Below are 19,636 nucleotides of genomic sequence, written 5' to 3' on the forward strand. Positions count from 1 at the left end.
TTGTTGGTCTCAATTTCTGAATATCAAAAGATGGGAAAAGAAAAACGTAAGGCTGGAAAAGGTTTTGGAAAAGTACTGATTCCACCTAATCTTGATAAATCATTTGATTTTGAGGAATTAGCTAAGGGTAGTTCTATTCTGGTAGCGTGCGTAATAGGACAGGATGGCGTAGCCATTGCTGATTTCTCTATATGTCTAACTTATGATGAACTTATTAGCAAGTTTGAATACCTCAAAGCAGTTACTGACATTGTATTCCATCCTTCTCAGATTTACTTGGCAAGACGCAGACAACTTGAGCATGGCAAAGGCTTACTAACTCTTACCCCAAAAAGCTATCGCCAAGCCTGTGGACTTGCTGATGAGTCTGATGGCGAAATTATTTTCAACTGGTGGACTTTACCTGAGTTAAAAAAATCGCAACCGAGGAGCTATATCTTTGGTGGGAGTAGAATCATTTCTGAGTTATCAAAACCATTAATAAACTATTCAGATGATCGATTTCCAGTAATTTGTCATGCTGTTCCATTTAAAGCTGATGATCAAGAGATAAGTTATGCTCATCTGTTGTTTACTGTTTCTTTTGATCCCAGTCAAGTAGTAAAGCAGCGAGAGATTTGTCTTCTTGAAAGAGAAACTCAGACACTAATAGAATTATTTATTCCAAATGCAGAAAATGCAACTGTTGATATTCGTAAATTGCGTGATTACTGCTTAAATCAAAATCACGATGAAGGCAAACACAAATCTCGCCTATTTTTAACTATACTGGGAATGACTGCTAGGGAAGCAGAATACCTACAATTAAGACTTCTTGAGGTTGTTAAGACTAACGAAGCAAAACTAGGAAGACGTGATCAATTTGGACAGCGTTATACTCTAGACTTCATACTTGAATGGAAAAATAGAAGGGCAAATATCCGAAGCGGTTGGATTATCGAGGAAGGTTCTAATATACCAAGATTAACAACTTGTTATCCCTTATAGAAAATAGAGATAAAAATAAAATGACTACAAACACAATTAAATTACTTGATGTAGTAACCCTAACGACTGATTTACCTGAATATAATCTATCCCGTGGACAAGTGGGAACTGTGGTTGAAGTCTTAGGAAATGGTAAGGCTTTTGAAGTTGAGTTTAGCGATCGCTCTGGTCGAACCTACGAATCAGTTGGATTAACCCCAAATCAGATCATGGTCTTGCATTTTGAACCGATAATTAGTGAAATAAGTCCAGTAATGGTTTAGTTATGTTGTAGGTATTTTTATCTGAGGGTATTAGGGGGAAGCTTATGTCATCACCAGCAATTACGACTGTAGTTAAAATCATGGAATCTTGACCAATTGAGGTGCAAGATAGTGTTGCCGAGCATCTAAAAACATATATTGACGAGCTTCAAGATGAAACCAAATGGAATAAATCCTTTCAACGAACTCAATCAGGTTTGATCGCTGCGGCAAAAAAGGCTAAACAAGAAATAGCAGCAGGTAAGGCTACCACAATGAACTACGAGTCAAATGTACTTCCATCTTTTTGGGCAGAGTATCAAAATTAGAAGGTGATACTGTGACATGGTTTTGGATTGGTAGCCATGATAATTATGAGAACTTCTTTGGCTAAAGTACTCCCCATAAAACTACTTGATGTGGTGATTTTAGCGATCGCTTTACCAGAATATAATCTAGCTCGTGGACAAGTGGGAACTGTGGCTGAAGCCGTAGGAAATGGTAAGGCTTTTGAAGTTGAGTTTAGCGATAAGGACTGTACGTTTACCAGTTTCATTTTAGAAATAATCAGTGTTGGCATCCAAAAACTCTATGGCTTTTATTTCAGGTCAAGTTCAGCGATCGCCTCTAAACTCTGGTCATAACCCGATTGATTACCTTGCTGTTCATAGAGGGTGGGAGCTTTTTGATAATTACTTTTTTAAATTTCGTCTGCATCAAATTCTTCGTCTTCAACAATATCTGGTACTGCCTTAGTTGCGGAAACCACAGCACCCATTGCCAATTTTTCTTTGACTAGGGTTTCAATTTCCTTAAACAATTCAGGATTGTCCTCTAGGTGCTTTAGCACTTTTTCTCGACCTTGGGCGACATTTTCTCCTGCATAGCTATACCATGCCCCTTTGCGAGTCAGAATTTCAATTTCTTCGGCAACATCCAGTAAGCATCCCGCCACAGAAATCCCTTTACCGAAAATAATATCAAACTCAGCAATGCGAAACGGGGGGGCAACCTTGTTTTTTACAACTTTGACTTTGACCCGATTACCATAGTCCTCGGTTCCTTTTTTCAGGGTTTCCTGCTTGCGAATATCCAGACGCACAGACGCATAAAACTTCAGAGCAGTACCACCAGTAGTTACTTCGGGTGAGCCATAGACCACACCGATTTTTTGCCGTAGTTGATTTAAAAAGATCACCGTACAGTTGGAGCGTCCAATATTACCCGTGATTTTACGCAGTGCTTGGCTCATTAATCTTGCCTGTAGTCCCATGTGCGAGTCACCCATTTCTCCTTCGATTTCCGCGCGGGGAACAAGTGCCGCCACAGAATCGATCACCACAATATCCACTGCCATTGATCGCACTAATTGATCGACAATTTCCAGTGCCATTTCGCCCGTATCTGGTTGGGATATGAGTAAATTATCAATATCTACGCCTAATTTTGCCGAATAGTGGGGATCGAGAGCATGTTCAGCATCCACAAAGGCAGCCGTTCCTCCTTGTTTTTGAATTTCGGCGATCGCATGGAGTGCTAGGGTAGTTTTACCCGAACTTTCAGGTCCATAAATTTCAATGACTCGACCCTTGGGTAAGCCGCCACCTAATGCTAAGTCTAGGGTTAACGCCCCTGTGGAGATAGTTTCAACCTTCATGCCCGTGGCTGCGCCTAGCTTCATAATTGCGCCTTTGCCATGACTTTTTTCAATTTGTCCTAGGACTAAATCTAAGGCTTTTTGTTTTTCAGCGTTATCAACGGGAGCTTTAGGGGCTGGCTGGCTAGCGGATTTTGATTTAGGAGGCATGGGAATCTTAAGCTTTTTAGATACGATACATAATACTCTAGTGCAGGAAATATGGCAGATCATACCCAAGAATTACGACGGTTAATGCAAGTAGTGGGCATCTCAAGTTTTAGGAGTCTAGGTAGTCATTCGCAAGTCAGCTTAAATGCGATCGCTAAATTGCGTAAAGGGCAAGCAGATTTAATTAGTTATAAAGACTTAGCCAGTTTAAGTAAGAGTTTAAAAATTTCCTTGGAGGATTTAGTGAGTAAATTCAGTCAAATTCAGCCTATATCTCCCAATCAAGTAACTGAATTAACCAAATCAGATAAATTAGAGGTTCAGCAAGAGGTAGTAGCCAAATTAGAATCCATGCTGTTGCAATTACCCACAGCTGCCTATGCCATTACCAAAAATCCCGATCTTCCTGCTCGGAACCTGTTAGCGTTATTTCGTCCCTTGGAAAATTTATTACGGGATTGGGGCATCGAGGCGATCGCGGCCGTGGGCATAGAGATAGAATATAATCCTCAGCTCCATCAACCTATGGATGGCTCGGAATCAGTGCAAGCGGGCGATCGGGTTTTGGTGCGTTATACAGGTTATAGGTGGGGCGATCGGCTATTGTATAGAGCTAGAGTGAGCAGAATTACTCCTAATCCTTAAGGTTGATCTGAATTTATATTTCTGGCAAACTTTTGTTCAAGATGAAATTTTTAAGAGTGCATCAAAATAAATTTGACCATATCAAACCAGATAAACTTAACTATCGAAGTCAATTAATTATTTCCCTAGGAGCTTTTAGGTGTTGAGTTGGATACTAGAACCAATTAGTTATCAGTTCATGCAAAATGCTTTAACGATTGGGGTTTTAATTGGGATTTTATGCCCTGTGGTCGGAACTTACCTGATTGTGCAGAGAATGTCATTGTTAGGTGATGTCATGGCTCATTCTGTGTTGCCGGGGTTGGCAGTGGCTTTTTATTGGAAGATTAATATTCTGGTCGGTGCATTTGTGTCGGGCATGATTAGTGCGGTGTTGATTGCTTGGCTGCGATCGCAAACTAGAGTCAAAGTCGATGCAATTATGGCATTAATGTTTAGTAGTTTTTTTGCTCTGGGCATTCTATTAATTACCCTTCTCCGTAATCGCTTAGATTTAGATAGTTTTTTATTTGGTGATATTTTAAGTGTGACCCGTGAGGATGTATGGCGTACAGGAATTATTACTGTAATTGTCTTGATTTTGGTTAAGCTAACCTACAAGGAAATGTTGTTTTATACCTTTGATCCAATTGGAGCTAAAGCCGTAGGGCTGCCCGTGGATTTAATTTATTTAGGGCTGATGGCAGCAGTAACAATGACAATTATTGCCAGTATGCAGACTGTTGGTGTCGTTTTAGTGGTATCAATGCTGATTGGTCCAGGGATATCGGCTTACTTAGTGGTCAAAGAGTTGTACGGCATGATGCGGTTAGGGGCAGTATTTGGGGTGGCAGCAGCAGTGGGGGGAATGTATGTTAGCTACTACTTAAATGTGCCATCGGGAGCAGCGATCGTCTTGTTTAATCTGGCTATTTTTTTAGTAACCTTATTTCTTACCAGTGATTTCAAAAAATTGATCCGAAAATTTGCACCAGAAAATTCATAAATGTATAGCTAAGTAAATTTAATTAACTCCCGAAGTTAGGACTAGATTCAGCTTAAGTTTAATTAAATCCAGTTGTGCCAAACCCAAATTCACTTCACCTTGGATGACTATGCCAGTATTAATAAGGCGATCGAGTAACTCTAAAATTGAGGCATCGCTACTGGGTTGATCGGGGTAGTAAGCACCCTTAGCGGGTAGGAGTTTCCCAGCTTCACCTAAATCTAAATTTAAGTCTTCAGGATTGATTTCCAAAACTTCACACAGGGTTAAAATCTGTTGTTCTAGTGCCTGCAAACTGTTGGCGGCTCGCTCGATTTCTGTTTCTGTCAGTTCTCCTGAGTCCATGCGCCGAATTACTTGAGCCTCCATAAGCTGACGTAGGAGTTCCACAACTGTCATGACTAGGGGAGCTAGACCAGATTTATTGGGCTTGATCGGCAGATTTTCAGTCACAAGTTCCTAGTTAAAAAATCTAGTTAAAAAATAAATTAATCACAAAAGTGATAGGGCGGTAATGGCTTACTTAACTCTAACTGCCAATGGGAATGCTGTAACTGCCATTTTGAAATTAAGATTTGTAGTTCCGTAATTTGCAGAGAATTTGCCAGAAAATATACTCTTAAAAATTCCCCTGACTGCGGGGTAGTCACTTGATGTTGGACTGGTAATATCGAAATTAAAGCTTCACATTCCTGTTGTTGTTGCGATCGCTTTGTTTGCTCAGCAAAAAATTTAGTGCGTTTAGCTAAAAGATAATCTTTACCTTTAAGGTTTTGAGTTGATTCTAGTTGAGATTTTGGAGTTTGAGATTCCCTAACTATGGCAGTCATGGTCAAAAGATATTCAGCGTATCCCTTTAGTTTTTGTAGTTTGCTTAATAGTTGCTCTTGTTCAGATTGTAAATATGCTTCTAAACCTGCTTGAGACTTAAAAACCGTACCAAAGCGTAGGGGTAAAAGGGTCTGTTCCCTAAAAAGCTCATAAATCAGGCGATCATGATCAAGGACAGCTTGAATCAGAATTTCCTCACCACTGGATTTTAAGAGTTCCATATCGACATCTTTGATCACTGCCATTACTAATTGCCCGACTTGGATATATTCGATTAATTTTCCTGTTAAACCTATAGGCTGAGTTTTGGGAATAGGACTAGCTAAGATGGAGATCGCATAAATCATGGTTTGCGCTTAAGTTCTTAGGGCAGGTTTAAACCAATACTTCTATGAAAATCCGCTTGGACATTAGCCGTAAGCTTGCGAGAAATTTGTCTAACCAGTTGCCCAAGGATGGCATCGCCAGTTCTTTCAATTAAAGGCTTAGGCATAATTTTAATAAAATCTGGAAAATGTAAAGTTACAGTTAACTCCAGTTGCCATTCCACACTGGTTAAATCTCTGGCTTTTGGAGGTAAATTTAGATTGGGATTATCGCCCTTGGGTAGCAGTTCTAGGACCGCTCGAAAATCCACCTCATAGCCTTGGGCGGGATAGTTAGGAATAGGAATTGTCTCAATTTTATATTTTTCTTCCTCTTCAGGTAATAGGTGCAAGCCAATTTTAGGCTCTAGGAAAAACCCTAAGGCACCAACTTTACCAATAGTCAGGGCATAGCCATTATTGCCCAAGGGATCGACTTTCATGGGACTGGCACAACGGCGAAACCAACCTTGATGGGTATTCAGATAAGTTTTAATGGTCTGGCGATCGCTATACAAGTCCATATATCCCAAGAAACTATTACGAAACTCACCTAAGGGGCGATCTTGGGGTTTAGTAGATTTCTTCTGTGGGGCGGGTTCAGCTTTTTTGGGCTTAGGCGCGGGGTTTTCGTCATCTTCTAAGTCATAATCCTCATCGGGCAGTTCCGCAATATCATCAAAACTAATATCCTCAATTTCTGAATTAGCCTTTATTTTGGGATTAGGTTGTTCTGAGGAGTTGGAAGGCATAGTTATTTACGGTAATAAACTTGGTTGTTCTGAACTTGAAAATACGCAAAATATGGTTTTAGGAGATACCTAATATTATTGCTGATCGCTTTATCTAAAAGTTTTTACTCGTATCAAAAAATTATCAAAAATGCTGACTAGGAACTAGATTTTGTAGTATATGCTAAGTAAATATTGCAAAGATTAGTGTGAATCACAATTGCCGACTAAAAAACCATGAGACGGGTATTTAAGCAAAAACAACAGCAACTTCCCAATTGGCTCATATTAGCGATCGGGTTATTTGTATTAGCATTTTGGAATTGGCAATTAGTGCTGGCGACCTTGATTGGGGCTACAACTTTAATCTTGGTTTATCTTGCTCAGGATTGGGACTGGAATTTGATCTTGGCAAGGCTACAAAAGTTTTTAAATAGCTCTAACCGTTCCATCATCTTCGCAGCGATCGCTGGCAGTACTTCTATCATCTTGAGCTATGTGGGCTTAATGGTTTGGAGCAGTGTAGATAACCATTGGTTGGCAGGTATGGCAATTACCCAATCTGTGGCGATCTTGGGTGGTTTAGTTCTTCTATTTTTCAAAACTATTAATCAATGGCAGCAACACTCACAACAAAATATTAACTATTTAACAGCTCAACTAACTTCCGATGATGAATTAGAAAGATTAATTGCGGTCAAACAACTAGCTCAAGCTCTGCGTCAAGGGCATTTACCCCTACCTCAAGAACAGGCGATCGCCCAGTATTGCCAAATTCTTTTAGGTCGAGAACAGGCTGAAACTGTCCGCAGTGCTACCCTAGAGGTCTTGGAAGAGTTAAAGTATTTACCTTAAATTCAATTTTAATTTTCAACTTAATTTGAACTGTCAATAATGTCTACATCAACCATCAACTTGCAACTGAATGGGCAAGAGCAAACCTGTCCTGCTAACTTAAATATGCCTGATTTATTAGTCAGCTTAGGTTTAAATCCTCGACTGGTGGCGGTGGAGTACAATGGCGAAATTTTACATCGTCATCTTTGGAGTGAGACTAATTTGCAAGCAGGCGATCGCCTAGAAATTGTCACGATTGTAGGTGGAGGTTGATATGTTTAGATGATTCAAGGTTTATGGATAACTGCTGATGCAATTTGAGTGGGATGAAACAAAAAATCTTGAAAATATTCGTAAGCATAAGATCGATTTTGCTGATGTTCCCACAATGTTTGAGAATGATATGCTAATTGATCTGGATGATCGCTTTGACTATGGTGAAGAACGCTAGTTTGGAATCGGTTTTCTCGGTCTTGGCATAGCAGTAGTAATCTGGACGGAACGTAAAAATGATGTAATACGAATAATTTCAGCAAGAAGAGCTAATCGTCATGAACAGCAAAAATTTGAAGAGTACCTCTCGTACTAATTGGGCAGCCCTAGAGTCAAGCTCAGAGGATAATATTGACTACTCTGATATTCCCCCACTTGAAGATGAATTTTTTGAACGTGCTACCTTACGCATTTCTGCGGAGCAAGCCCGAAGCTTAGTTAAGATTGAGCCAGATATAAAGCTTTGGTTTCAAAAGCAAGGAGTGGAATATAAAGCTTTAATTAACGAAGTTTTACGCCAATACATCAAAGAGCATAACTAATAAAATATAACTAATTTAAGATGTTAGATCATAATCCTCTGCCTATAGGTTCCTTTGGTAATTGGAAAAAGCTGCAAAACGGATCAGATATTCGAGGTGTAGCGATCGCAGGGGTTGTCGATGAACCCGTTAACCTTACACCCGAAATTACGCAAATTCTTGGACAAGCATTTACCCAGTGGTTGACACAGAAAGTTAATAAACCTGTTGCCGAGCTAACTATTTCCGTAGGTCGAGATAGTCGTTTATCGGGTTTAAGTCTGACTGAAGCAGTAATAGCAGGAATTACGAGCATTGGAGCTAGGGTGTATGACTTTGGTATGGCTTCAACTCCCGCCATGTTTATGAGTACGATCGCAGAAGGATTTAACTGTGATGGCGCAATTATGCTAACAGCTAGTCATTTGCCCTTTAATCGTAACGGTTTAAAGTTTTTTACAGCGGGTGGGGGCTTAGAAAAACAAGATATTACTGAGATTTTGGCATTGGCTGAGGCTGGGGAATTTCAAGAATTAGCGATCGCTCCCAGTTCAACAAATCAGATCACAAAGCAAGACTTTATCTCTATCTATAGCCAGCAACTTGTTCAGAAAATTCGTATACAGGTTAATCATCCCCACAATTTTGACCAACCACTGCAAGGCTTAAAAATTATTGTCGATGCTGGTAATGGTGCAGGTGGCTTTTATGCAGCCCAAGTTTTAGAACCCCTAGGTGCAGATACTACAGGCAGTCAGTTTTTAGAACCCGATGGTAATTTCCCCAACCATGTCCCTAACCCAGAAGATAAAGTGGCAATGGCATCAATTTGTCAGGCAGTAATTGATCACAAAGCGGATTTTGGCATTATTTTTGATACCGATGTTGATCGCAGTGCCGCCGTGGATCAGTTTGGGCATGAGCTTAACCGTAATCGTTTGATTGCCCTAATGTCAGCAATTATTCTGCAAGAGCATCCCCATTCTACGATCGTGACAGATTCGATCACCTCTGATGGTTTGAATGAGTTTATTACCAAAGACTTACAGGGAACGCACCATCGGTTTAAGCGGGGTTACAAAAATGTGATTAACGAAGCCATTCTCTTAAATCAGTTAGGAAAGGAATCTTGGCTAGCGATCGAAACCTCTGGACATGGGGCATTAAAAGAAAATTATTTTCTTGATGATGGAGCCTATTTGGTCAGTAAGTTATTAATTGAACTGGCTAAATCTAAATTGGCAGGTAGAAACTTAACGGATTTAATTGCTAACTTAAAAGAACCTGTAGAAAGTAGTGAATTTAGAATCAAGATTACTGCTGAAAATTTCAAAGCTATTGGGAATGAGGCGATCGCCCAACTTCAAATCTTTGCCTCTCAACAACCAGATTGGGAAATAGTTCCTAATAATTACGAAGGAGTAAGGGTTTCCTGTAGTTCAGACAGTGAAAATGGTTGGTTTTTATTGCGCTTATCTTTGCATGATCCTGTCATACCTCTCAATATTGAATCTAATATTGCAGGTGGAGTGACTAAAATAGCGACAAGACTTTTATCCTTCTTACAAACCTTAGAATCTGTATTTGATCTGAGTAGCCTGAAGAATCGCGAGCTTCAGTAACTGGCTAATCTTAATAACTGAGAATTTTAGATAGAAATTGCTGGGCACGTTCTGAGCGGGGAGTCCCAAAAAATTCTTCCTTGGTTGTATCCTCAATAATACTGCCGTGATCCATAAAAATCACACGGTGAGCGACCTTACGAGCAAATCCCATTTCGTGGGTAACCACCATCATTGTCATGCCTTCAGTTGCTAGTTCCACCATGACATCTAAAACCTCATTTACCATTTCAGGATCAAGAGCAGAGGTTGGTTCATCAAATAGCATCACAATTGGATCCATTGCCAAGGCACGAGCGATCGCCACCCGTTGTTGTTGTCCACCTGAAAGCTGTCCAGGGAATTTATGAGCTTGCACAGTTAAACCTACCCGTTGTAGTAGCTGCATTCCTTTGTCTGTGGCTTCCTGTTTACTGCGTTTTAATACTTTAATGGGAGCGATCGTCAGGTTATCAATTATAGTGAGATGGGGAAATAATTCAAAATGCTGGAATACCATGCCCACTTGCGATCGCAGCTTAGGTAGATTAGTTTTAGGGTTACCTACAGAAGTGCCATCCACCCAAATATCACCCTGCTGAAAAGACTCCAAGCCATTGACACATTTAATTAAAGTGGATTTACCTGAACCCGAGGGACCACACACAACCACAACTTCACCCTTATTTACCTGAGTTGTGCAATCATTCAAAACCTGAAACTTACCGTACCATTTAGAAACTTTTTCGAGGGTAATCATGGAAATTCTCCTTATCGGGCAGTACTAAGATTAGATTGAAGTCGTCTGACTAGGCGCGAAAGGGCAAAACTCATCAGAAAATAAATTACAGCCACAAAACTATACATCTCCACTAAGCGACTATCTCGTTAGGCGACTTTAGTGGCGGCACCAAGGAAATCGGTAACGGAAATTACATACACTAGGGAAGTATCTTGGAATAGAACGATGGTTTGAGGTAGCAAAAAATAGGAATCATATTTCTAAATCCTTGTGGCAGAATCACATATCGCATTTGTTGAAGATAGGAAAATTCCACTGCCTTCGCTGCAATGTTCTGGAAGGATTTATCCATAAATAATCTCCTTAGTTAATTTGATTTGTATTACTATACCTTTGCTTATGCAGAACAATATGTGTCAAAGTTGCCTGTTTACTTGCAAACGAGTTAATAGGAACTTCGTCTTTCTGCTTCTTGTCGCAAAGCAATTAGAGTTTTAATCAGACTATCGCTATAGATACTGAAAAATAGACTACTGGGCGTAGAAGGACTCGGTTCCACATTAACTGTATTGGTAACTAAAACCTGATTGGGAGAAATCACTTCAATTTGCCATACACCATTCAAAGACTTAATACTTTCCCCTGTTTGCATTTCAAAGGTGATTAAACTAGGATAATCTGCGGTAGCAGCGATCGTTAATTTACTACTTTGACTAAAAAATAGAATTTGAACTACATTAGTTTGTTCATAAACCGTATAATTCCCTTTGCTCTCCAAAATTTTAACGGAAGTAACAGTAGGTAGAAATTTGGGGAAATTACGATAATCCGTGAGTACCTTCCATGCTTTTTCAATTGGGGCATTAATCAGTATCTTGCTCACATAATGTCCATCCTGACCTGTAAGAATTACCTTACCTGCAGTTAAAGCAGTTTGTTCTTGCTCTGATAATTCGGATAATTTAGATAGCTTGGATAATTTATTGATTGGACTAGATACTTCAGCCTTAGAAAATTGTGAAGTTCCATATAGAGTTTGCCCAGGTAATTGTCCAGTTAAAATAGTGAGAGCCAATGATAATATAAGCGAGGTTTTAGGATACATGTTGAGTTGCAGGTTGATGTGCTTTTAATAATCAGTTCGAGTCTGTGACCATTTTGTGAGCTTGAGCATAGGTTAGATGACTCCTAAAACAATCATTAAGATTCATAGTTCCTCATGAATTTTCTCAAAACCAATCTTAAAGCCAAATTCTAAAACCTAAAATGCTGCTGTACGACCGCAAAACGAGAACAATCCCAATAATCAATATGAGAGATAATTAATTCATCACTACTGATTTCCAATTCACTCCTCCCCGTGACTGAAATGCGAGGTTTCCAAGGTAGCGGAGCATTCCAACTCATTGTCCATCGGGTATGAATTCTATGATTATCTAGCTGTATATCATGGAGTTCTAATTTGAGGTTAGAAAACCAATAGGTAATGAATCCAATCATTTTTTTGTATTGGTCTAATCCTCGAAATTCATATACAGGGTCTTTAAAGAAAACATGAGGATCGTAGATGCTGTAGGTTTGAGCCTCAGGGAACCTAGCATAGTCATCTTTTACAATCTCTAGAAGCTGCATAGGGGTTTGTAATGTCTTGTAACATTTTGTTAAAATACTATTATATTCCTTCTCCGTATTTACCTGCGCCAATATGCCGATTAATGAGTCTTTGCTCGCCCAACTTTCCGATCAAGATTTATCTAGGCTGCAACAGTTCGATCGCTTTTGGCAGAATTATCGCCTTGGTAACAATAAAATTCCCAATCTGATTACCGAAAATCATCAACTCCTCTCTGGGACTGACTGTGATGTGGCGATCGCTGGAGGGACATTAGGGATTATCATTGCCTGCGCTCTGCAAAGACGGGGATGGAAAGTTGTGGTGATTGAAAAGGGAATTCTCAAAGGTAGGGTACAGGAGTGGAATATTGCCAGACGGGAACTAGAGGTATTACTGGAATTAGAATTACTGAGTGAAATAGAGTTAGAGTCAGCGATTGCTACTACTTATAATCCCGGACGAATTGGCTTTAAAGGAGGCGAAGAGATATGGGTGCGGGATGTTTTAAATCTTGGTGTTAGTCCTGTAATTTTATTAGATATTTTGAAAGAACAGTTTTTAGCGGCAGGGGGGCAGGTTTGGGAACATACAGAACTAGAGCAAGCGATCGTTCATCCCGATGGTATAGCTCTGCATTTAGTCTGCGATCGCCAACCTCGACTTTTACAAGCACGATTATTACTGGATATGATGGGACATTTTTCTCCAATTGTGGCTCAAGCCCGCCAAGGTAGCCGTCCTGATGGAATTTGTATGGTTGTGGGTAGCTGCGCCCAAGGCATTCTTCCTAAGGATTTTGGTGATCTCTTCTATTCATTTACATCTATTTCCCATAGTTGTCAGTATTTTTGGGAAGCTTTTCCCGCCCAAGATGGCAGAACCACATATCTATTTACCTATGCCGATCTTCACCCTGATCGCTTCACATTTCAGGAACTGTTTGCCGAATATTTTACCTATTTACCCCAATATCAGGATGTGGCTCTAGAGGAATTACATTTAAACCGAATTTTGTATGGATTTTTCCCTTCCTATCAGCGATCGCCCCTGCAAACTAATTGGGATAGAATTTTGCAAGTAGGAGATAGTAGTGGTAGTCAATCACCCTTGAGCTTTGGTGGATTTGGAGCTTTAATTCGCCATCTCCAACGTTTAACCGCAGGTATTTGTGACGCTCTAAAATGGAATCTACTCAGTCGCAAAGATTTACAACGATTACAGCCTTACCAGCCCAGTCTTTCCGCCACATGGCTATTTCAACAGGCAATGCGAGTACCTATGAATAAGTCTTACCATCCCCAAGCAATTAATGAACTGCTAATTCTCACCTTTCAAATTATGAAAAAGCTAGGTGATCCAGTGCTTAAGCCCTTTTTACAGGATATTGTGCAGTTTCCTGCGCTCTCCCAAACCATGCTAGGGATGATGGTTGCTGATCCAGTATTGGTATCAAAAATTGCCCTTAAGGTTGGACTACCTAGCCTCTTAAATTGGCTACAACATTTTGCTTTGTTGGGTAGTTATGATCTGTGTTATCGCCTTGCTAATTCAACTATCCCTTTATTCCAAAATCTTTTACCAGAGCATCAGTATGTCCTTACCTGCCAGATCAATGCGTGGAAATATGGATCAGGAATGGATTATCACTAATAGCTGCTATCAGCCACACAGATGCCCTGACATTTAATTCCATTGCTAGCAGTACGTTGACAATGGGGACAGAGGACTATTTCTTGCTTCACTTTGCCGAGATTCGACTCTAAATTCTGATTTGGTTTGTGATTAATTGAATGATTAACTGGATGATCAGTCGAAGAAAGTTGAGAGGTCATAGGTTAGTAATATTAACGATTCCACTTGGGGCTAATTTTTGTAATTAATGTAAATAATTCGTTACAATACCTAATATAGCATCACCATTTAGCAAACTTTTATCTAGTACTACTTATCTAAACCTGAAGTGAAAAACTATGTATCTAACCTGGCTAGACAGTAACTCTTGGTTAATTGAGATTGCCAACAAACGCATCTTACTTGATCCTTGGCTAGTTGGATCTCTGACGTTTGGTGATACGCCCTGGTTCTTTAAGGCAGATCGCCGCTCACCTTTACCTGTTTCTATTTATGAAAATATAGATTTAATTTTGTTATCCCAAGGGTTACCAGATCATGCTCATCCCCCCACTTTAAAAGTATTAAGCCGTATCATTCCCATCGTTGGTTCCCCTAGTGCGGCAAAACTAACTCAAGAGCTTGGATATACTAATGTCACAGCTTTAGCCCATGATCAGGTATTTAGCATTCCCAATTTACTGGAAATTCACGCAGTTAAGGGTTCCCCCACAGGTCCAACCACAACTGAGAACGGATATATTCTCAAAGACTTAGGAGAAGGAACTTCTCTTTATTACGAACCCCACGGTTATCACACTCCTACAATTCAGGCATTTGCCCCCGTTGATGTGGTGATTACTCCCATTTTAGACTTAAGACTACCATTGCTAGGAACTATAATTCAAGGACAACAGGGTGCTTTACAGGTGGCGAAGTGGTTAAAGCCAAGGATCATATTACCGACGGCGGGGGATGGGGATTTAATTTATTCAGGATTTTTACTAAATTTCCTGAAGGCAGAGGGTAGTGCGGATATGTTGCGATCGCAATTCCAATCTCATAATCTTGATACCCAAATCCTTGAAGTGAAAGTAGGAGAACGGCGGCAAGTATCACAAACCCGGAATGATGCAGTTGCTTCTAGGTAATTAATTATTGGAATCCCAGCCACTGGTATAACGCTTTAGTTCTTGAGTCAGGGCAAGATCGTTTGATGCAGTTCTAGCTCCAGTTTCGGCTGCCCAACGTTTAAGATGATTAATTTGCTCGTGGGCGATCGCTGCTAAAGGCACAGTTTCTTTAATTGCCAGCATAATATCTGCGGTGGTAAAGTCGCGGCGATTTTGGGCAAATCCGTGGTGCATCCCATCAATAATGACCTGTTCAATCTCAGCTCCGCTAAACTCCTGAGATGCCTGGGATAAAAGAGCTAAATCAAATTCTCGTAACCGATTGGGGCGCAGTCTCTGTAGATGCACTTTAAATATTTCCTGTCTTTCCGTAATTGTCGGTAAATTCACAAAAAAGATTTCATCAAACCTCCCTTTTCGCAATAATTCGGCGGGTAAAATCTGCACATTATTAGCTGTGGCAACGATAAATACAGGCGTAGTTTTTTCCTGCATCCAAGTAATTAAGGAGGCAAATACGCGGCGACTAGTTCCCGAATCACTATCACTGTTAAGGTGGATATTCCCAAAGGCTTTATCGATTTCATCAATCCACAGGACACAAGGAGCGATCGCTTCCACTAACTGAATCATCTGGCGCACGCGGCTTTCACTTTCTCCGACAATTCCGCCAAATAAACGTCCTGAATCCAGTCTGAGCAAGGGTAATCTCCACTCATGGGCGATCGTCTTCGCAGATAGGGACTTACCCGTGCCTTGAATTCCTACTAGTAAAACGCCTTTAGGATTAGGAATTCCATACCGCCTTGCCTCTTCAGTGAAAGCATTTTGCCGTTCTTTGACCCATTGTTTCAAGTTCTCCAACCCGCCCACACTCTTAAGGGAGTCTTTAGTGGTAAAAAATTCTAAAATCCCCGTTTGCTTGATTGCTCTTTGTTTTTCCAAGAGGATTACTTCAATATCAGAATCATCAATCTGTTGCTTAGAAGCTAAGGCTGTGGCTAACACCCTCTGAATTCGCATCCGACTTAATCCTTGACAAGCTTTAACTAACTGCTCCCATGCAAGTCCCGTAATTTTTATGGCTTCAGGGGCGATCGCATTCTGAATTAAATTAGCAATTTCTAGGGTATTAGGTAAAGGAAAATCAATCACTGTCACCTCTTCCGTAAGTTCCGATGGTAACTCTAGGTAGTGACCAGTAATAATTAAAATCTTGCGGGTGCGGGTTAATTCCCTTGCCAAATTCTTAAGCTCTCTAATAATGGGAATATTACTGGGAGTATGGGGATTTTTAAGAAATGGATGCAGTCCCCGCATGATATATATGGTTCCATCCCTTTCAGTAGGATTACTAATCCGTAGCAATGCAGGCATAATCGCACCTTTATCGGTATGATTATCGTCCCAGCCTCTAACAATATCCCAAAATAAAATTTGACGCTCGGGTTGAGATTGAGCCGCAATTAAAGATATAGCTTCTTCCACAGGTTCTTCCTCGATCGCCACAATATATAACAATGGATAACGCGATCGCATCATTAAATCCACTTGCTTGATAAAACTGGAGTGATGAGTTTGGGTATCCATATCTAGGGTAAGAAATCAGTAAATGATGAGCGGTAAAATGAGGGGTAGTCCTAAAGATGTAAGGATAATTAAAAAGCTCTTGAGGTATAGATTACATTGATTATCTCCAAAATACTCAGTGAAAGTTTGATGCTGATTTGAGGCTTGTCAGTTAGTTATATGGTCAATCTTTCGGCTATCAAAGTTAATCTAATCGTTATACTTGTGTTGTTGAATTTCTAGCTAAACTTCTCAAGCTTTTATATAGATAGCCTTATAAGGATCATTACTTGTTTGGCACTACCCATAGGATTACTCCTAGTCAAAGGATTACGCTTTATAATATGCCCATGACTACAACTTTTACAGCTACTGCTTCGGGACAATATTGGACTTGGAGAGAACAAAAAATCTACTACGTCCAAGCGGGTCAAAATTTATCTTCTCCACCCTTACTCTTAATTCATGGGTTTGGGGCATCTACCGATCACTGGCAGAAAAATATTAGTGAACTCAGTCGTGAATTTGAAGTGTGGGCGATCGATTTATTAGGATTTGGGCGCTCGGCTAAACCAAATTGGCAATATGGTGGCGATCTATGGCGGGAACAACTCCATGACTTTATTAGCGAAATTATTAAACGTCCCACAGTTTTAGCTGGAAATTCTATCGGTGGCTATGCCTGCTTAACCGTTGCCGCAGATTATCCCGAATCAGTTGCAGGTGTAATTTTACTGAATAGTGCTGGCTCATTTACCGATACGAATCCACTCGGTGCCAAAAAAATTAGTCCTTTACAGAAATTCCTACGAGATCTATCCCAATCTTTACTTAAGCAATCTTGGGCAATTAGTTTATTATTTCAGTTTGTAAAACAGCGATCGCAAATTCGTAAAACCTTACTTAAAGTCTATATCAATAAATCTGCCGTAACTGATGAACTGATAGCTAATATTCAACGTCCTGCTAATGACTTGGGAGCGATCGATGTGTTTAGGTCTGTATTTTCTAGCCCCCAAGGGAAAAAAGTAGATGAACTACTTCAAACTATGAACTGTCCGCTTTTAGCAATTTGGGGTGAGGCTGATCCGTGGATGAATACCCAAGCCCGTGGAGCTAAGTTCAAAGAATATTATCCGTCTCTAACTGAGCATTACATTAAGTCAGGACATTGCCCCCATGATGACACTCCTGAGTTGGTGAATCCGATTATTAAAGACTGGTTAAAAAGTTGGGCTTAGGGAGAATTAAGATAGCTTTTTAGATCGGAGAAAATTGGTAAAGAAGTAACTCCCATATTTACTAAATCAGGAAATTGGCTTAATCCATCAACTATATTCTGGGCGAAGTTAAATTGGGGATCATTTCCATAGTTGATTGTGAGATATTTCAGCAACTCTAGAGCGTAATCGCTAAAGTTAAGAACATCGGCAATACAAGCCAACTTAAAAATTCTCTCTGGAGTTTTAGGCAGAGATGAAGTACTCTCTCCGATTAAATCTCGAAAATAAAAGACATCTCCCCAGAGTATATGACCTGGATGGATTTTTGATTGAATCGGTGAATTGATGCGATTACGGCGTCCAACCAAGATTTCAAATAAACTGAAACCATTGTTTCTCATAAATATATCCACATCAGCAAATAAGGGCTGACCAATGTAAAGTGGAAAAAACTGGTAGTGCGTCAAAGTAAAGTAGAGTAGGTGCAAATATTATCCCAAGTCCACTTTCTATTGGTTAAATTAGCTCTCTGGGCAGCAGTTGTCTTTTTTCGAGAGTGAATCCATATCCAATTAAAAAATGTGACTAATAATCTGACTGCTATTTCAGTCCACTCCCATAACTTGCTGAATTTATGCTGTCGTCGATGAAATCTACCTGTCTGTTGCCTTAAAATACCATTCGTCCTCTCTATTCTTTGAGTGCGATCTTTGCCGATATAGTGTTCTACATATTCTGCCAACACTCTCTCATATCCTCCCCACCCATCAGTATTCCAATGCTGGCAATCGGTCTTTCCTAACTATCTCCTCAATTAATTCATCCGTATGTTTTCCTACTCTTGCCGCTAAAATCAATCCACTATCATTACCTATGCTTACCCCAATCCAACAGTCTCCTGACTCAAGTTCTGTTGGTAAGCAGTTTTTCTGTTTTTTCCTACGAATGACCACATTTCATCACTACTGATTTCTTCTGTCTCTACTGCTTTAACTTCTTGGTTATGAACCATTTGGGCTTTCTGTGAGGCTTGTCTAATTATGCTAACCACTGTGTTATATGCTAATCCACTCAATCTTGCTATACCTCGTAAGCTTACTCCTTCACTTTGGCTTTGCAGGACTAAATGAATCTTTTCTGCATCTATATGCCGATGATAGTAAATCGTATCCAAGGTCTCCACAAATGTCTTCTTACATTTAGGACATTCATACCTGACGTTGCCTTTGCTGGTTGTACCATGTCCATAAACTTTATGATGTCCACACAATAGGCATTCCATGTCTTTATCTACTATCTCTTTTCTCTATACTACCTCATCTTGATGCACTACCAAAAAACTCTACTTCAATTTTCCCAGCCAAAATACTACGTTCTAAAATCCAACTAGCACCCTTAAGTACGTCTAAATCGGCACCTTGAACATCTATTTGGAGGAAATCAATTTCACTTACTCCTTCTATTTGGCAAAAATCATCTAGGGTTGTAACTTCTATATCCACTTCAAAGTCAAGGTTCATAAATTCGGGTAATTCCTCAAACCTAGATATATATGGTTCATTAGGTGGATAAAGCGAACTGCACATAGGGTTTTTAGTAACATAGAGTTTTGACTCACCAATGAAACTACTTAAGCCTATTGGCACATGAATTTCTGTCCAATTTACTTGACCACTTTGCCGTCTTATTTTAATGTCAGCATTTGCGATTGCACAGGCTTCTGGATCGGCATCAAACCCATAGATAGTCAGGTTAGGGGCGAAAACCTCCCATCCTTGACTACCATAGTCATCATCAGCCCTTAATTTTCGAGAGCCAACATTACAAACGGTTATATGTAGAGAGTCTAATCGACCGCTTTGCTTAAGACTTTGAAGAAAAATAGCCATAGTGCAATAGCATTTAAAAGAACTAACGT

25 protein-coding genes and 1 pseudogene are annotated in these 19,636 nt (G+C 40.0%); 14 read left to right on the forward strand and 12 right to left on the reverse strand.

What is annotated here, in order from left to right; translation table 11 throughout:
- Positions 1-30: 30 nt before the first annotated feature.
- From SYN7502_RS20840 to SYN7502_RS02760, 4 genes are all read left to right on the forward strand, one after another.
- Positions 31-987, forward strand: coding sequence for a DUF6883 domain-containing protein (locus SYN7502_RS20840; protein WP_015167368.1), 957 nt, complete (start codon positions 31-33; stop codon positions 985-987).
- Positions 988-1,007: 20 nt separating this feature from the next.
- Positions 1,008-1,250 carry a DUF4926 domain-containing protein gene (locus SYN7502_RS02750; protein WP_015167369.1) on the forward strand — a complete coding sequence of 81 codons (243 nt, stop codon included), beginning with the start codon at positions 1,008-1,010 and terminating at the stop codon, positions 1,248-1,250.
- A 101-nt stretch (positions 1,251-1,351) separates the two neighbouring features.
- The gene (locus SYN7502_RS02755) at positions 1,352-1,558 is read left to right on the forward strand and encodes a hypothetical protein (protein WP_246828958.1); all 207 of its coding nucleotides are present in this window, start codon (positions 1,352-1,354) and stop codon (positions 1,556-1,558) included.
- A 57-nt stretch (positions 1,559-1,615) separates the two neighbouring features.
- Positions 1,616-1,873, forward strand: a complete 258-nt coding sequence (locus SYN7502_RS02760) for a DUF4926 domain-containing protein (RefSeq protein WP_041429795.1) — start codon at positions 1,616-1,618, stop codon at positions 1,871-1,873.
- A 56-nt stretch (positions 1,874-1,929) separates the two neighbouring features.
- On the opposite strand, the gene recA is transcribed toward SYN7502_RS02760, so the two are convergent.
- Positions 1,930-3,036: a recombinase RecA gene (recA, locus tag SYN7502_RS02765; protein WP_015167371.1), complete on the reverse strand. Its 1,107-nt coding sequence runs from the start codon at positions 3,034-3,036 to the stop codon at positions 1,930-1,932.
- Positions 3,037-3,087: 51 nt separating this feature from the next.
- On the opposite strand from recA, the gene SYN7502_RS02770 reads away from it, so the two are divergent.
- Positions 3,088-3,681 (forward strand): nucleotide exchange factor GrpE, encoded by a 594-nt coding sequence (locus SYN7502_RS02770; RefSeq protein ID WP_015167372.1) that lies wholly within the window; start codon positions 3,088-3,090, stop codon positions 3,679-3,681.
- Positions 3,682-3,859: 178 nt separating this feature from the next.
- Complete coding sequence (locus SYN7502_RS02775) at positions 3,860-4,666, forward strand: metal ABC transporter permease (protein WP_210391316.1); 807 nt, start codon at positions 3,860-3,862, stop codon at positions 4,664-4,666.
- 18 nt (positions 4,667-4,684) lie between these two features.
- Here SYN7502_RS02775 and SYN7502_RS02780 read toward each other — a convergent pair whose 3' ends face one another.
- From SYN7502_RS02780 to SYN7502_RS02790, 3 genes are read right to left on the reverse strand one after another with little or no spacing between them, the layout of a single operon-like run.
- Positions 4,685-5,119 (reverse strand): gas vesicle protein K, encoded by a 435-nt coding sequence (locus SYN7502_RS02780; RefSeq protein WP_015167374.1) that lies wholly within the window; start codon positions 5,117-5,119, stop codon positions 4,685-4,687.
- Positions 5,120-5,154: 35 nt separating this feature from the next.
- Positions 5,155-5,844 (reverse strand): GvpL/GvpF family gas vesicle protein, encoded by a 690-nt coding sequence (locus tag SYN7502_RS02785; protein WP_015167375.1) that lies wholly within the window; start codon positions 5,842-5,844, stop codon positions 5,155-5,157.
- Positions 5,845-5,861: 17 nt separating this feature from the next.
- Positions 5,862-6,614 (reverse strand): DUF1997 domain-containing protein, encoded by a 753-nt coding sequence (locus tag SYN7502_RS02790; RefSeq protein WP_015167376.1) that lies wholly within the window; start codon positions 6,612-6,614, stop codon positions 5,862-5,864.
- Between the two features lie 216 nt (positions 6,615-6,830).
- On the opposite strand from SYN7502_RS02790, the gene SYN7502_RS02795 reads away from it, so the two are divergent.
- The 5 genes from SYN7502_RS02795 (at position 6,831) to SYN7502_RS02815 (ending at position 9,846) form a co-directional block, all read left to right on the forward strand.
- On the forward strand, positions 6,831-7,448 hold the full coding sequence (locus SYN7502_RS02795; RefSeq protein ID WP_015167377.1) for a hypothetical protein: 618 nt from the start codon (positions 6,831-6,833) through the stop codon (positions 7,446-7,448).
- 39 nt (positions 7,449-7,487) lie between these two features.
- Positions 7,488-7,703, forward strand: a complete 216-nt coding sequence (gene thiS, locus SYN7502_RS02800) for a sulfur carrier protein ThiS (RefSeq protein WP_015167378.1) — start codon at positions 7,488-7,490, stop codon at positions 7,701-7,703.
- 37 nt (positions 7,704-7,740) lie between these two features.
- Complete coding sequence (locus tag SYN7502_RS20845; protein WP_246828959.1) at positions 7,741-7,881, forward strand: BrnT family toxin; 141 nt, start codon at positions 7,741-7,743, stop codon at positions 7,879-7,881.
- Between the two features lie 100 nt (positions 7,882-7,981).
- Entirely contained in the window at positions 7,982-8,245 is a 264-nt protein-coding gene (locus tag SYN7502_RS02810; RefSeq protein ID WP_015167379.1) for a BrnA antitoxin family protein, read from the forward strand.
- A gap of 20 nt (positions 8,246-8,265) precedes the next feature.
- The gene (locus tag SYN7502_RS02815; RefSeq protein WP_015167380.1) at positions 8,266-9,846 is read left to right on the forward strand and encodes a phosphomannomutase/phosphoglucomutase; all 1,581 of its coding nucleotides are present in this window, start codon (positions 8,266-8,268) and stop codon (positions 9,844-9,846) included.
- Between the two features lie 10 nt (positions 9,847-9,856).
- On the opposite strand, the gene SYN7502_RS02820 is transcribed toward SYN7502_RS02815, so the two are convergent.
- From SYN7502_RS02820 to SYN7502_RS02830, 3 genes are all read right to left on the reverse strand, one after another.
- The gene (locus SYN7502_RS02820; RefSeq protein WP_015167381.1) at positions 9,857-10,585 is read right to left on the reverse strand and encodes an amino acid ABC transporter ATP-binding protein; all 729 of its coding nucleotides are present in this window, start codon (positions 10,583-10,585) and stop codon (positions 9,857-9,859) included.
- A 427-nt stretch (positions 10,586-11,012) separates the two neighbouring features.
- Positions 11,013-11,672: an SRPBCC family protein gene (locus SYN7502_RS02825; RefSeq protein WP_015167382.1), complete on the reverse strand. Its 660-nt coding sequence runs from the start codon at positions 11,670-11,672 to the stop codon at positions 11,013-11,015.
- A 149-nt stretch (positions 11,673-11,821) separates the two neighbouring features.
- Positions 11,822-12,199 carry a DUF2358 domain-containing protein gene (locus SYN7502_RS02830; protein WP_015167383.1) on the reverse strand — a complete coding sequence of 126 codons (378 nt, stop codon included), beginning with the start codon at positions 12,197-12,199 and terminating at the stop codon, positions 11,822-11,824.
- Between the two features lie 73 nt (positions 12,200-12,272).
- Between SYN7502_RS02830 and SYN7502_RS02835 the strand changes: the two genes are divergently transcribed.
- On the forward strand, positions 12,273-13,832 hold the full coding sequence (locus SYN7502_RS02835; RefSeq protein ID WP_015167384.1) for an FAD-dependent monooxygenase family protein: 1,560 nt from the start codon (positions 12,273-12,275) through the stop codon (positions 13,830-13,832).
- Here the strand turns inward: SYN7502_RS02835 and SYN7502_RS02840 are convergent.
- Positions 13,829-14,014 (reverse strand): hypothetical protein, encoded by a 186-nt coding sequence (locus SYN7502_RS02840; protein WP_015167385.1) that lies wholly within the window; start codon positions 14,012-14,014, stop codon positions 13,829-13,831. The genes SYN7502_RS02835 and SYN7502_RS02840 overlap by 4 nt on opposite strands.
- Before the next feature lie 138 nt (positions 14,015-14,152).
- Between SYN7502_RS02840 and SYN7502_RS02845 the strand changes: the two genes are divergently transcribed.
- Entirely contained in the window at positions 14,153-14,944 is a 792-nt protein-coding gene (locus SYN7502_RS02845; protein WP_015167386.1) for an MBL fold metallo-hydrolase, read from the forward strand.
- Here SYN7502_RS02845 and SYN7502_RS02850 read toward each other — a convergent pair whose 3' ends face one another.
- Complete coding sequence (locus tag SYN7502_RS02850; RefSeq protein WP_015167387.1) at positions 14,945-16,516, reverse strand: AAA family ATPase; 1,572 nt, start codon at positions 16,514-16,516, stop codon at positions 14,945-14,947.
- Between the two features lie 329 nt (positions 16,517-16,845).
- On the opposite strand from SYN7502_RS02850, the gene SYN7502_RS02855 reads away from it, so the two are divergent.
- Positions 16,846-17,736, forward strand: a complete 891-nt coding sequence (locus tag SYN7502_RS02855) for an alpha/beta fold hydrolase (protein ID WP_144050162.1) — start codon at positions 16,846-16,848, stop codon at positions 17,734-17,736.
- Here SYN7502_RS02855 and SYN7502_RS02860 read toward each other — a convergent pair.
- From SYN7502_RS02860 to SYN7502_RS02870, 3 genes and pseudogenes are all read right to left on the reverse strand, one after another.
- The gene (locus SYN7502_RS02860) at positions 17,733-18,086 is read right to left on the reverse strand and encodes a hypothetical protein (protein ID WP_210391317.1); all 354 of its coding nucleotides are present in this window, start codon (positions 18,084-18,086) and stop codon (positions 17,733-17,735) included. The genes SYN7502_RS02855 and SYN7502_RS02860 overlap by 4 nt on opposite strands.
- Before the next feature lie 95 nt (positions 18,087-18,181).
- Positions 18,182-19,000: pseudogene (locus SYN7502_RS19235) on the reverse strand (IS1 family transposase).
- Between the two features lie 34 nt (positions 19,001-19,034).
- Entirely contained in the window at positions 19,035-19,607 is a 573-nt protein-coding gene (locus SYN7502_RS02870; RefSeq protein ID WP_051023565.1) for an FkbM family methyltransferase, read from the reverse strand.
- Positions 19,608-19,636: the final 29 nt, after the last annotated feature.

Origin of the sequence: Synechococcus sp. PCC 7502 (assembly GCF_000317085.1) — a bacterium.
Classification (GTDB): Bacteria; Cyanobacteriota; Cyanobacteriia; order Pseudanabaenales; family Pseudanabaenaceae; genus PCC-7502.